The sequence below is a fragment of the Gymnodinialimonas sp. JB5-7 genome (assembly GCF_055693405.1).
The window spans coordinates 94,734-107,490 of record NZ_JBVFUX010000012.1 but is presented as its reverse complement, the minus strand read 5'-3'; the positions used below and the strand labels follow the sequence as shown (position 1 = coordinate 107,490).

Here is a 12,757-nt window from a genome sequence, read left to right as displayed (position 1 = left end):
ATGCGTTGATTGATAGAGAATTCGCGCGTGGGGGCAAGCCGCGCGGTCAGGGATGCCCTTGCGTCAACTGACGGGATTGGTGCGATCACACAGCGAAATCGGGTCAGGATGGCTGAAGCCCAGATGGATTTGCGCAATGCTTGCAAGGGTACCGTCGGCGGAAATGTCTGCCTGAACATCCTCAAACGTCTCGATCAGATTAGGATCGCCCGGGGAAAGGGCGAAGGCAAAGCCGATGGCGCCGGTCTCGATCTCACCGACCTCAAAGAGGCCGCTACCTGCCCCAATCTGCGCAGGATACGTGCTGCTGCCGAAATGGGCGGGCACCAGGCCATCGTGGAGGGCTTGCAGGGCGATCGTTTCATCCTCGAACGGGACCGGCACATAGCCTTCGCGCAGCAAAGTTGCCTCAAAGATCGAACCGGCGGTGACGCCCACCGGGCCCGCGCGCGGATCGTGGTTCGGGTCGGTGACAAAGAAGGTGCCGGACGGCGGATCGCCCAAGACGGGGTAGTAGGGGCAGGCCATATGGACCTCAGCCGCGCGTTCGATTGTATGGCCTAGGCCATTGGCGGCAATGTCGATGCGGCCCTGCTGCAGGGCGGGGAAGATATCCTCGAAGGGCAGTGCGACCCATGTGCAGGTCCATCCGGCGCGGGTGCAGATCTCGCTCAAAATCTCAGGCTCTGCCCCCTCGTAGGTGCCGGTTTCATCGCGCGAGATGAAGGGATCGTAGGCAAAGGCCGTACCGATGGTGATGTCCTGCGCCACTGCGGGGCAGGTGGTTAGACTGGCAAGAAAGAGGGCCTTAAGCCGCATCGGAATGGCTGAGGAATTGGCGCAAGCGCTCGGATTGCGCGTTGTTGCCGAAGAGCGCAGACGGCGCGCCCTGTTCCTCCACCAGGCCCTGATGCAGGAAGACCACGTGGCTTGAGAGGTCGCGCGCCATGCGCATGTCGTGGGTGACAAGGATCATCGTGCGGCCTTCCTCGGCCAGGCCCCGGATCACGCGGATCACCTCTTGCTCCAGCTCGGGGTCGAGGGCGGAGGTGGGTTCATCGAATAGAAGCGCACGGGGCTGCATACACAGCGCGCGCGCGATGGCGGCGCGCTGTTGTTGGCCGCCGGAAAGCTCCGAAGGCCAGGCGTCGCATTTCGCGCCAATGCCGACCTTCTCGAGCAACTGACGGGCGCGGTCTTCGACCTCGGCTTTGTCTTCACCCAGAACGGTAACCGGCGCCTCCATCACGTTTTGCAGGATCGTGAGGTGGGACCAGAGGTTGAAGCTTTGGAACACCATGGACAGGTTCGTGCGGATGCGGCGGACCTGCTCGGGGTCTGCCGGGCGGCGGTTGGCGCCTGCGCCTTTCCATTTGACGGGCTCGCCTTCGAACAGGATGTCACCTTGCTGGCTGTCTTCGAGAAGGTTCGCGCAGCGCAACAGGGTGGATTTGCCAGACCCGGACGAGCCGATGAGCGAGACAACATCGCCCGCATTGGCCGTCAGGTCGACGCCCTTCAGCACGTCGAGCGCACCGAAGCTTTTGTGCAGGCCTTTGATGTCGATGACGGGGGTGTCGGTCATATCGCTGTCCGTTCGTAGGGTTGCGTGATTTGGACCGAAGGACCGTGGAAATGCAATGGCCGCGCTCAAGGCGCGGGCGGTTGCACGGCTGGATCGGGCAGGGCGAGATACTCTTCTGCCGGAATTGCGACCAGCGCGCGCAGGCCAAGCGTTGCTTGGTCGGTCTTGTCCAAGGCCGCAATGGCCTCTGAGACAGCCCGGGCGATTGCGGCGGCGTCTTGCGATTGGGCGGTGATGAAGGGCAGGCCGGGGCGTGGTTCGGTGCCGTGGATGATCTTCACCCCGGTCGCCTCAGAAGCGGCCGTGAGATGCCTTAGGGTGACAGCGTCAATCGCCGCGAAATCCGCACGGCCTTCGCGGACGGCACGTGTTGAGGCGCGGTGGCTTCCCGTGCGCAGGCCGGGCCCGGTAAGGACTTCGGGCCGTTCCGCGGCAAGTGCCGCCCATCCCGATTGCGATCCGGGGTCATTGTACGCGAAAACTCCACCCGCGAATTCGCTGATATCGCAGCGCGGATCGTCTGCCCGGGCGATGACGAGGCTGCGATAATGGCCGGGCGGGCAGCCCGGCACCCCGTAATCTGGTGTGCCCACCAGCTGGACGCGCCCATGCAGGTGGTCTTTGTAAGGCCGTCCGCAGGTTTGCGACAGCACGAGCGCGGGATCGGTCCAATGGCCAAGCAGATCGCCCGGTGCAAGGCTGAGCGTCTCGGGCGCACCATGGCCCGCGTGGCGCAAGCGGGTCGCAATGGACGACCAAAGGCGCGCATCCGCCCCGGCGGTGCGCGGCGTGGCATACATTGGCAGCGACGCAATCATCCCTGCGCTTCGACGCGTTTCCGGGCAAGGTTGCTGTCGCGATCGTTGATGCCGAGCATGGGGGCGACCATGCGGATCAACGCGTCTTCTTCTTCATCCCGCACACCGTCGGCGAGAACGATGGCCCAGAGTGCCTCCACCACGCCGATGCGGTCGTCATAAGGGACGGCGTCCTTGATGGCGCGGGTGAAGCGGACGGTGTCGAGGGCCTCAGCCTCCAGGGCTTCGGCCTCGATCAGAAGGGCGCGGGCCTCGGACGGGGCCATGGCATAGCGGTGCCTGAGGATGTGTTCGATATAGTCTGCCTCGATCTGGGCATAGTCACCATCTGAGCGGGCCAGCCGTACGAGAAGGGCGGCCAATGCAAGGCGGGCATCGTCGAAGGGCAGCGGTTCGGGTTCGGGGGCGGCGAGGCGCTTGAGGAGGTCTGCAAACATGGGGACGATATATGGCGCGATTGGCGGGATGGGAAGGTCGGCTGGGAGACGCTCGGGCCTTGCCCATCGCCCCTCCCGCCGTCCCGTAGAGCTCATGCCTTGGACAGCACCACGCCGCCTGCGACCATCGCGATTGCCATGATGCGGGTGAGGTCGATGGGCCGCGCCTCCATCCCGAAAGCGCCACGCGCATCAAGGATGATGGCAGCCAGAAGTTTGCCCAGGATCATCGCGCCGAACATGGTCACAACGCCCAAGCGCGGCACAGACCAGATCGCGGCCCAGACCCAGATGGCACCCAGAACGCCGCCCATCAGTGCCCACCAGGGCACGGAGCTGAGCGCCGCGATGGTCGAGGTTGTGGTGCCGTTCCACCAGGCCATGGCGGCCAGCACGAGGAACCCGATTGCGAAGGATATCGCGGCCGCGGCGGTTGGGTCGCCCACCTCGCGCGCCAGGGCGGCATTGATGGGGGCTTGCATGGCAAGGGCTGCCCCCACGGCGATCACAATCGCCACGGCAAATCCGAGCGAGAGGCCCATCTGAAATCTCCTTAAATGAATAGGGAGAGAGTGAACGGGCTTTGGAGAGAGCGAAAGTGGGGGAAGCCTTACTTTTTCAGGGGGCGCTGCCCCCTTTGCGACTTTCTCGTTGAAAAAGATCGCTGACCCCCGAGGTATTTCGGACCAATGGAAGACCAGGTCACGGCACCCTGATCTGTCCCCGGGCGATTTTCACGGCCTGTCCCGCGACGCGGGTGGCGGTGATCTGGCCGTTTTCGGTGTCGATGCTGAGGCGCAACCCTGAAGGGCGGCCCATTTCGACGCCTTGTTTGAGGGAAAGCGTGGTTGTGCCGGTGGCGGGCAAATGGCCCGTGGCATTCAGTTGGGCCGCAAAGATCGCCGTGGCAGAGCCGGTGGCGGGATCTTCCATGATGCCGGCTGGCGGGTCGAACATGCGGGCCTGGGCGCTGTATGGCCCTGTGCGGACATAGGCGTAGAGGCCGCCGGTGCCGTTTGCGGCTGTAGACATCTGGCCAAAGGCGGGCTCTTGCGGCCAGGCGCGGGCGAGGGTTTCGAGGTCCTTGACCTCTGCATAGACAAAGGACGGGCCGCCTTCGAAATGGCCGATCGGTGTGTCGGCGAGGTCAGAGGTGGCCAGACCCATGGCGGCGGCGGTGATGGCCCGGTCGGGTGCGGGGCGGGCCTTTGGCAGCTTGGGCGCGGTGAATTCGGCGGTGCCGTTCGCGAGGGTGACGGGGACGAGGCCGGCGACTTCTTCGAGAGTCACCTCAGATGCGCCGTTTGCCAAGTGGAGGGCGCAGCCGATGGTGGGGTGGCCGGCGAAGGGGATCTCGGCGGTCGGAAAAAAGATGCGGACTTTGGCGGTGTGGGCAGGATCATCGGGGGTCTGGACGAAGATCGTCTCGGACAGGTTGAACTGGCGGGCGATGGTTTGCATCTGCGCGGTAGTCAGACCGTCTGCGCCTCCGACGATGGCGAGTGGATTGCCGGCGAAGGGCGTGTCGGTGAAGACGTCATAGATGTGGAAATCGAGCATTGGCCCCTCCTGTCTTGGCAGCAGGGTGCGGCCCTTGGCGCGAAGGCGCAAGGGGGTGGGCCATGACGATGTGTTATGGGCGGTGTCAGGCGGCGTGATCTCAGGTGTTTGGATGCTGTTCCAGGTAGTGAGGAAGAGCGGCGCCGCTCAGGGCGACGAGACGTTCGACCACCGGACGGAGCCGGTGAGGTCTGGTGCGCGAAACCGCCCTGCCTTGGCCGTTAACCCTTTCGGTGGGCTGGGCTGGGTCGTGTCCGTCATGGGTTGCCCTTGCGCGCCTATGGGGAGGCGCGGGTCGGGCGGATGATCATCTGCTCTCATTATAAAGCGGCAAGTTAAGATTTTGTGGAGAATTGCCGGGGGTGCGTGCGGTGGTGTCGCGGTGTTAGAGTGGGTCGCGGTCCAACAATTACGGGACAAGTGAAATGGCGCCTGAGGACTTTGTCAAAAGCTATGAAGCTGCCTTGGGCCGCCAGGATTGGGAATCCGTCGCACCTTTGATCGCGGATACTGCGCGGGTCGTCTTTTCCGACGGCAGGGTGCTGTCCGGCAAGGCGGCCATTCGCGCGGCTTACGAGCATAATTTCGCAACCATCAAGGGTGAGGAATTCCGGGTCGAAAACGTTGAATGGCTGGTTCGCACCGACAAGGCGGCAGCCTATGGGTTTGACTTCCGTTGGAGCGGTTATATTGACGGGCAACTGGCCTCCGGATCAGGTCGAGGCACGGCGGTTCTTGCACGGCAGGATGAGGTGTGGGTGCTGGTCGGCGAGCAATTGGGGCCGAAATCGTAAACGCGCCTAGCGCAGCCGCGTGACCGTAAACGCTTCATCATTGAACCATAGGCCGCCGTATTTGTGCAGGATGTCCGCGGTGATGTCGAAGTGTCGGGTCGCGCCGTGGACCTCTTCCAGCAACTGGTCGTCGATCTGGGCCACGTAAGTCGCAGCGTTCCAGGCGGCGGAGAGGGTGGAGGTGCCGATGGAGGGGCCGACCTCCTCGGGTAGGGTGTGCATCCGGTAGGACAAAAGCGCGTCGCCGCCTGAGGGGATGGTGAGGTCGAAGTCGGCGGTCTGGGGCCCAAGTTCCTGTTTCAAGGCCGCGATCAGGTCGTAGCGGTTGACCGGAAAGAGGTCGATGTCGGGCCAGATGGCGTTCACGATTTCCTCCGCCGGGTCGCCGCCTGCGCTTTGCACGGTCAGCATCCGGCCCCCCGGTGCGAGGGCGCGGGATAGGGGCGCGAGGATCGACTTGGCCTTGAGCGGGGCAGGCGTGCGGGCGCGCCAGGGTTGGGAGGCGAGGATGAGGTCATAGTGCGCCTGGCTCTCACCTTCACGTGGAATGACGTTGTCCAGAAGGAAGGCGTGATCGGTGCGGTAGATCACCAGCACCGTGGGCGTGACGTAAAGCGGATTGCCGGTTTTGGGGGAGGATTTGACTTGCCAGTTTTCGACCAGGAAGGGGTCAAGGTCGCGCAATTGCTCCTGAAACCCGATGGAAGACGCGCCGTCGAGGGCCACGAATTTCCACGTCACTTCGGCGGGTTTGTTGGGCGTGAGCCACGGGGCCTCGGCATAGAAGAGGTTCGTCATGGTCACGACCGTGGCGGGGTGTTCGACCAGACGGTCTGGCATGTTGGCAAGGCTCAGGCGGATGTCTTCGAGGCTGATTTCCTTGCCGACCGCGTGAAAGGGGATGGTCGGGTGCCGCTGGTGCAGTGCGCGGAGTGTATTGGCGAGCACGGTGCCGTCACCCATGCCCGCATCGAAGACCCGCACGGCGGGCGGGCGCGGTGTGATGTGGTCAAGCTCCTGCGCGACACGCTCGGAAATGCGCCATTTCTCATTCGTGGTGTTCACGAAGGTGAGGTATTTCAGGCGGTTGTCGAAGAAGCGAAAGGGTTTGTCGGACATTTGGCGAAGGTGGACCGCGCCGGGCCCATGCGTCAATCCGCGCTGTCGGGATTGTGAGAGGGCTCAGATCGCGTCGGGCAGGGTGTAGCCGCGCGCGTAGACGGCGCGGATCGCCTCAAGGGCCTGATCGCGGGGCATGGATGTGCCGAAGCGGTCTGCGTGGATGGCGGAAAGCCCATCGGGCGGGGCGCCGGTGGTGATCCAGCGGGCGAGGATTTCCGCCGCTCCGCCACCGGTGCCGATGCCGACGTTGAAACCGGTCGCAAGCCAGAGGCCGGGCAGGTCGGGCATGGGCCCGATCAGGGGCAGGCCATCGGGGGTGAAGCACATCGGGCCGTTGTTGACCTGCTTGATTCCGATCTCGGCGAAGATGGGCAGACGCTCCATCAACCGTTCGAGGTGCGGCAGAAGCGGGTCGATGTTGGGCGGCAGAAGCTCTTCCTTGAAATCCTTCGGGATGCCGTCGGTGGCCCAGAATTCAGGGCGTGTCTCGTAGATGCCGATGAGCAGGCCATCGCGTTCCTGGCGGACATTGCAGGAGACCCAACTGTCGCGCACGGCGGGGAGTTCGGTGTCGCGCTTGGCGAGTTCGGGGACGGGTTCGGTGATCAGTTCATGGTGCTGCGTGGCGTAAAGCGGCAGCTCGAGGCCGAGGGGCCGGAGCATCTCACGCGCCCAGAAGGAGGTGGCGACGATCACGTTTTCCGCGGTGACGGAGCCGTTTGGCGTGGAGAGGTGCCAGTGGGTGCCATCATGCTGTAACGCTTCAACGGGGCGGTGGCGGTCGATCTCGGCCCCCTGTGCGCGGGCGGCCCGGGCCAGCGCATGGGTGGCGCCGGTGGGGTCGACATGGCCGTCGGTGGGAGTATGGGCCGCGCCGAATATGCGGGACGTGTCGAGAAGGGGGTGGAGGTCGGCGACCTCCTCGGGCGTGCGGATATGGAAGGGAATACCAAGCTCGGCATAGCGGGGGGCGTAGGCGTGGAAGAGTTCCAGTTCGCGCTCGGTCGCGGCGGTGCGCAGCGAGCCCGTCTGGTGAAAGCCGACCGACTGGCCGCTTTCGGCTTCGGCTTCGAGATAGGTGCGGATCGAGCCTGCGAAAAGGCGGGTCATCTTCGGGTAGGGTCCGAAATACGTGGTATTGCCCGCCGCATGCCAGGTGGAGCCGGAGGTAAGCTCACGCCGTTCCAGCAGCAGGGTATCGGTGTGGCCAAGCCGTGCCAGCCAGTAGAGCGTCGCGGTACCCACGATGCCGCCGCCGATGATTACCGTCTGGACGTGGGTGGGCATAGGGTCGATCCTCGGGGTCTTTCGGTTGAGCCTAGGCAAAGGGGCTAGATTTGACGAGATTGGTTTTGACTCCGATGGGTCCAACGATTAAATGAACAAGTGTTCAATTCTTGGGAGAGAGCGGCGCCATGTTTCTGGGCTCGATGAATTTTGATCTGGGCGAGGATGTGAATGCCTTGCGCGATATGGTGCATTCCTGGGCGCAGGAGCGGGTGAAGCCGCTGGCCGCGAAAACGGACCAAGAGAACGCTTTTCCCAATGAGCTTTGGCCCGAGATGGGGGAATTGGGGCTTCTTGGTATCACCGTCGAGGAAGAATTCGGCGGCGCGGGCATGGGGTATCTGGCCCACGCGGTCGCGGTCGAAGAGATCAGCCGCGTGTCGGCCTCGATTGGTCTGTCCTACGGCGCGCATTCCAACCTCTGCGTCAATCAGATCAAGCTGAACGGGACGCCTGAGCAGAAGGCGAAATACCTGCCGCGCTTGGTGTCAGGAGAACATGTGGGCGCCCTCGCGATGTCTGAGGCCGGAGCGGGGTCGGACGTTGTGGGAATGAGCCTGCGGGCGGAGAAGCGGAACGATCGCTACCTGCTGAACGGGACGAAATACTGGATCACCAATGGGCCGGATGCGGACACGCTTGTGGTCTATGCCAAGACCGACCCGGAGGCCAGATCGCGGGGGATCACGGCCTTTCTCATCGAAAAGGAAATGGTGGGTTTTTCCACATCACCGCATTTCGATAAGATGGGCATGCGCGGGTCGAATACGGCGGAGCTGATCTTTGAGGATGTCGAGGTGCCGTTTGAGAATGTCCTTGGCGAAGAGGGGCGCGGGGTCGCGGTTCTGATGAGCGGGCTCGACTATGAGCGTGTGGTGCTGAGCGGCGTGAATATCGGGATCATGGCGGGCTGTCTGGATGAGGTCATGCCGTACCTGAAGGAGCGCAAGCAGTTCGGGCGGCCCATCGGGGATTTTCAGCTTATGCAGGGCAAGATCGCGGATATGTACACGGCGATGAACTCGGCGCGCGCCTATGCTTACGAGGTTGCCAAGGCATGTGATCGCGGGGCTGTGACGCGGCAGGATGCGGCGGCCTGTGTGTTGTATGCGTCCGAGGAGGGGATGAAGGTTGCCCACCAGGCCGTGCAGGCGATGGGCGGGGCCGGGTTCATGAATGACAGCGCCGTGAGCAGGATGTTCCGGGATGCCAAGCTGATGGAGATTGGGGCAGGCACGTCGGAGATCCGGCGCATGTTGGTGGGCCGCGAATTGATGGGGATGATGTGAGGCGTGGCAGGCCACGGGATGTTTTTAGGTATTTGGAAACAGTGGAAGACAGGCGGCGCGTTTGTGCGGCGGGCTGAGCGTTGTGTCGCACCGGGGGCGGTGGCGCCATGATGGCGCGGATCGCATTGCCGCTTGCCGCCTTGCTGGCCGTTGCGGGGGCGTTGGGCCTCTGGTTGGGGCTAAGGGCCGCCCCACCGACCGAGACGGAGATCATCAACGTCCACGCCGCGCGGTATGTGGCCGAGACGGGCGGTGAACTTCTGGATTGCTTCGCCGTGCCCTCGGGCGTGGAAGGCGTCCGGCTGATCGTGATTTGCGAACCCGAAGGCGGAGAGGCGTGGTACGGAGCAACCGACGAATGGGGCGTCGTGGTAGAGGATGTCTCGGTGCCGGAGGATGGAACGTGAGGGGACTGGCTTTCCTCGCGCTCCTGGCGTCACCAGCGGCAGCATTCGAGGCCTGTGTATCGGATGCTATAGTCGCTTTTGAGGGCCGCCTGACGGCGTCGTTGAACGAACAGGCGGCGCCGAATTTCGACCTCGTGCGGGGACGCTTTGTGGCCGATTGCGGGGGGATCGCTCTGTTGCAATGCGGGGCGGATGTGGCGTGTCGAGACGGGATCTCACGCCAGATGGTTGCACAGGCGGAGCGGTTCGCGGACGTGCCCGCGCCGGAGGCTGTCTCGGGCCGAAATCCGCCTTGGTCGGACGGGCTCTATCCTCAGCTCTGGGCTGAGGTAGCGGCAGGATGCGAGGCCTGTGGGCCGCAAGAGGCGTTGGAGCATTTGGGCCAGTCGGCGGCTTTGTGGCAGGTTGCCCGTGTCGTGGGAGTAGTGGAGGCGGACGGATGGCGTTGAGGGTTTTGCTGGGCTTGTTGGCCTTGTTTGCGGGGCCGGTGCAGGCGCAGTCATGGGCGGAGGCGCCGCGCGCTGTTCACGTGCCGCGATTCGAACAGTGTTTGCCTGAGCAGATGGAGGCGTTTGAAGCGCGTTTGTTGGGCCTGCCGGGCTATGGTGTGACCGTGCCGATGGACTCCTTCAACGTCCATTGGGTGCAGCATTGTGGCTATCTGGCGATGGGTATTTGCGAGGTCGCGGCCAATTCGCTGCAATGCCAGCGGCGGCTGCGCGCGGCGTTTGATGAGCGGGCGGCGGCGATGCGGGAGGTGCTACCGGAACCCGAGGCATTGCAGGGGCTCCCACTGGGGCCGCTTTACGGGAATGTCTGGGCCGTGGCGCACGGGCTCAACGCAGGCGACGATTGTGCGGGGAGACCTACCGGCGGCAGCTCTGGTGCGCGTCGTTTCAGTCGGTCCTGAAGTTCGAGGAGGCCGTCTGGGCCTGGCAGGTGGCGCGGTTAAGCGGGGTGATGGGGCCGCTTGATTGGGACGAAATGAGTGGGTTGGAGTGATGCTAGGATTTCGAAGAGATCTGGCAGGGCTGACCTGTCCGTCCTGTGGGTCGAGTGATTTGCGGATGCCGGAAGCTTGGTCGTTTCCAGAAACCTATCTGTTTTCTCGTTGGCCGTTCATCGGAGGTGAGCCTGCGAACCGCATCACTTGCGCGACCTGTCAGGCGTCGTTGTCTACATCGGGCGCGGCATGGGTGATCCTTTTGTGGTCGGCCCTCCTTTTGCTTCGATGGGAACGTACATCATGCTTCAGCCGAGTTCGGTGTTTTCAACGCTCTGGCCGTTTGCCGGGCCGCTCTTGGCCTTCTTTTTCGACCCATTGGTTGCGCGGTTCAGCCGGAAGTGGAGCGTCCAATGAAACTCAAATCCTCTTTCATCGCGGGCTCCGACGAAGCCAAGGCAAACCGAGTGGCGCATTTGGAGGCTTTGGCCGTGGTGCGCGAAGCTGCTGAGATGGCGGCGGCCGGTGGGGGCGAACGCTCGCGCGCGCGGCATGTGTCGCGGGGCAAGATGTTGCCGCGGGAGCGGGTGGCGAATTTGCTGGACCCAGGCTCTCCGTTTCTGGAGGTCGGCGCGACGGCCGGGCATGGGATGTACGAGGGCGCCGCACCCTGTGGCGGCGTTGTAGCGGGCGTGGGGAAGGTCCACGGGCGCGATGTGATGGTTGTCTGCAACGATGCGACCGTGAAGGGCGGGACGTACTATCCGATCACCGTGAAGAAGCACCTCCGGGCGCAGGAGATTGCAGAGGAGTGCCATCTGCCGTGCCTCTATCTGGTCGACAGCGGGGGCGAACCTGCCCAATCAGGATGAGGTCTTCCCGGATCGCGATCACTTCGGGCGGATTTTCTACAATCAGGCTCGGATGAGCGCGAAGGGGATCGCGCAAATCGCGGTGGTCATGGGCTCGTGTACGGCGGGCGGGGCTTACGTGCCTGCGATGTCTGACGTGACAATCATCGTGAAGGAGCAAGGGACCATCTTCCTGGCCGGTCCGCCGCTGGTGAAAGCGGCGACGGGGGAGGTTGTGACTTCGGAGGATCTGGGCGGCGGGGATGTGCATACGCGGTTGTCGGGCGTGGCGGATTATCTAGCGGAGGATGATGCCCATGCGTTGGCGCTGGCGCGGCGGACGGTGTCGAACCTCGGGCCAGCAACGGGCGTCGCTTTAGGCGGACGCGACCCGGCCTATGACCCTGAGGAGTTGTTGGGGGTCGTGCCCGCAGCCCTGACCACGCCCTACGACATCCGCGAGGTGATCGCGCGGGTCGTGGATGATAGTTACTTTGACGAATTCAAGGCGCGGTTTGGTGAGACGGTTGTGTGCGGGTTCGCCGAGGTGATGGGGATGCAGGTCGGCATCATCGCCAATAGTGGCGTCTTGTTTAGTGAAGCGGCGCAAAAGGCCGCGCATTTCGTGGAGCTGTGCTCGCAACGGAAAATCCCGTTGGTCTTCTTGCAGAACATCACCGGCTTCATGGTGGGCCGGAAATACGAGAATGAGGGCATCGCGCGGCATGGGGCCAAAATGGTCACGGCAGTGGCGACCACGGCTGTGCCGAAGGTGACGATGCTGGTGGGCGGCTCGTTCGGGGCTGGCAACTACGGGATGGCCGGGCGGGCCTACAGCCCGCGCTTCCTGTGGACTTGGCCGAATTCGCGGATCTCCGTGATGGGCGGCGCGCAGGCGGCAGGCGTTCTGGCGACCGTGAAGCGGGCCGCGATCGAGAAGAAGGGGAGGCGTGGTCTGAGGCCGAAGAGGCCGCGTTCAAGCAGCCCACGATTGATATGTTCGAGGAGCAGTCCCACCCGCTCTACGCCAGCGCGCGGCTGTGGGATGACGGGGTGGTCGACCCTCGAAAAAGCCGCGAGGTGTTGGGGTTGAGCCTGGCGGCTGCGTTGAACGCGCCGATCGAGGAGACGCGGTTTGGCCTGTTCCGGATGTAAGGGGGCGCTGCCCCCACGGCCTGTGGCCGCCTCCCCGAGGTATTTCTGAAACAAGGAAGGGCCGGGCGATGACACTGGACGCGCTCAAGACGCGATATCCGGGGGCGGAGACCTATTCGTTTGGCGACTCGGCGCAGTTGTCGGGGCTGCTATTGGGCTTGGTGCGTTCCGGTCGGAAACGCGCGACCTGTTTGTCAATGGCGGAAGTCGCGGCGGGCGAAGCGCTGCCGCAAATCGGGCGATGTGACATTGCCACGACGTTTGATGGCCGGCCTGCGCTGGTGAATCGGACGGTGGAACTGCGGCTCGTGCGGTTCTGCGACATGCCGGAGGAATTGGCGCTTGCCGAGGGCGAGGACGAAACCTTGGCCGGATGGCAGGAGAACCACGAGCGGTACTACCGGCGGGCCGGGATATTCAAACCGCAGATGGAATTGGTCTGGGAGAGGTTCGAGGTGGTTGAGGATTTGGGGGCGGTGGACAATGTGGGCTGAGCCGTTTTTCGAGAC

At 63.7% G+C, this 12,757-nt stretch carries 14 protein-coding genes and 1 pseudogene; 7 read left to right on the top strand and 8 right to left on the bottom strand.

Annotation, left to right across the window (positions count from 1 at the left end):
* Positions 1–63: 63 nt before the first annotated feature.
* The 6 genes from ACZ1HK_RS08115 to ACZ1HK_RS08090 form a co-directional block, all read right to left on the bottom strand.
* Positions 64–819 carry a substrate-binding periplasmic protein gene (locus tag ACZ1HK_RS08115; RefSeq protein ID WP_472628277.1) on the bottom strand — a complete coding sequence of 252 codons (756 nt, stop codon included), beginning with the start codon at positions 817–819 and terminating at the stop codon, positions 64–66.
* Positions 809–1,585, bottom strand: a complete 777-nt coding sequence (locus ACZ1HK_RS08110; RefSeq protein WP_472628276.1) for an ABC transporter ATP-binding protein — start codon at positions 1,583–1,585, stop codon at positions 809–811. Before ACZ1HK_RS08110 ends, ACZ1HK_RS08115 begins: the two co-directional genes overlap by 11 nt.
* A gap of 65 nt (positions 1,586–1,650) precedes the next feature.
* The gene (locus tag ACZ1HK_RS08105; protein WP_472628275.1) at positions 1,651–2,403 is read right to left on the bottom strand and encodes a phosphate/phosphite/phosphonate ABC transporter substrate-binding protein; all 753 of its coding nucleotides are present in this window, start codon (positions 2,401–2,403) and stop codon (positions 1,651–1,653) included.
* Positions 2,400–2,840 (bottom strand): tellurite resistance TerB family protein, encoded by a 441-nt coding sequence (locus ACZ1HK_RS08100; protein ID WP_472628274.1) that lies wholly within the window; start codon positions 2,838–2,840, stop codon positions 2,400–2,402. The genes ACZ1HK_RS08105 and ACZ1HK_RS08100 overlap by 4 nt, the downstream gene beginning before the upstream one ends.
* Positions 2,841–2,932: 92 nt before the next feature.
* Positions 2,933–3,382 (bottom strand): DMT family transporter, encoded by a 450-nt coding sequence (locus tag ACZ1HK_RS08095; protein ID WP_472628273.1) that lies wholly within the window; start codon positions 3,380–3,382, stop codon positions 2,933–2,935.
* Positions 3,383–3,542: 160 nt separating this feature from the next.
* Positions 3,543–4,400: a PhzF family phenazine biosynthesis protein gene (locus tag ACZ1HK_RS08090; RefSeq protein WP_472628272.1), complete on the bottom strand. Its 858-nt coding sequence runs from the start codon at positions 4,398–4,400 to the stop codon at positions 3,543–3,545.
* A 425-nt stretch (positions 4,401–4,825) separates the two neighbouring features.
* Between ACZ1HK_RS08090 and ACZ1HK_RS08085 the strand changes: the two genes are divergently transcribed.
* Positions 4,826–5,194 (top strand): YybH family protein, encoded by a 369-nt coding sequence (locus ACZ1HK_RS08085; protein ID WP_472628271.1) that lies wholly within the window; start codon positions 4,826–4,828, stop codon positions 5,192–5,194.
* A gap of 6 nt (positions 5,195–5,200) precedes the next feature.
* Here the strand turns inward: ACZ1HK_RS08085 and ACZ1HK_RS08080 are convergent, their stop codons facing one another.
* Together ACZ1HK_RS08080 and ACZ1HK_RS08075 are read right to left on the bottom strand one after the other, a co-directional pair.
* A complete protein-coding gene (locus ACZ1HK_RS08080) occupies positions 5,201–6,313 on the bottom strand; it encodes a hypothetical protein (protein WP_472628270.1) in 1,113 nt (370 codons plus the stop codon).
* A 63-nt stretch (positions 6,314–6,376) separates the two neighbouring features.
* Complete coding sequence (locus tag ACZ1HK_RS08075; protein WP_472628269.1) at positions 6,377–7,603, bottom strand: NAD(P)/FAD-dependent oxidoreductase; 1,227 nt, start codon at positions 7,601–7,603, stop codon at positions 6,377–6,379.
* 128 nt (positions 7,604–7,731) lie between these two features.
* Between ACZ1HK_RS08075 and ACZ1HK_RS08070 the strand changes: the two genes are divergently transcribed.
* From ACZ1HK_RS08070 to ACZ1HK_RS08045, 6 genes and pseudogenes are all read left to right on the top strand, one after another.
* On the top strand, positions 7,732–8,892 hold the full coding sequence (locus ACZ1HK_RS08070) for an isovaleryl-CoA dehydrogenase (RefSeq protein WP_472628268.1): 1,161 nt from the start codon (positions 7,732–7,734) through the stop codon (positions 8,890–8,892).
* Between the two features lie 107 nt (positions 8,893–8,999).
* Complete coding sequence (locus ACZ1HK_RS08065) at positions 9,000–9,299, top strand: hypothetical protein (protein WP_472628267.1); 300 nt, start codon at positions 9,000–9,002, stop codon at positions 9,297–9,299.
* Positions 9,296–9,748, top strand: a complete 453-nt coding sequence (locus tag ACZ1HK_RS08060; protein ID WP_472628265.1) for a hypothetical protein — start codon at positions 9,296–9,298, stop codon at positions 9,746–9,748. Before ACZ1HK_RS08065 ends, ACZ1HK_RS08060 begins: the two co-directional genes overlap by 4 nt.
* A complete protein-coding gene (locus ACZ1HK_RS08055) occupies positions 9,739–10,209 on the top strand; it encodes a hypothetical protein (RefSeq protein WP_472628264.1) in 471 nt (156 codons plus the stop codon). Before ACZ1HK_RS08060 ends, ACZ1HK_RS08055 begins: the two co-directional genes overlap by 10 nt.
* Before the next feature lie 446 nt (positions 10,210–10,655).
* Positions 10,656–12,248: pseudogene (locus ACZ1HK_RS08050) on the top strand (carboxyl transferase domain-containing protein).
* Between the two features lie 68 nt (positions 12,249–12,316).
* Positions 12,317–12,742: an ASCH domain-containing protein gene (locus tag ACZ1HK_RS08045; RefSeq protein ID WP_472628263.1), complete on the top strand. Its 426-nt coding sequence runs from the start codon at positions 12,317–12,319 to the stop codon at positions 12,740–12,742.
* The last annotated feature ends 15 nt before the right edge of the window (positions 12,743–12,757 follow it).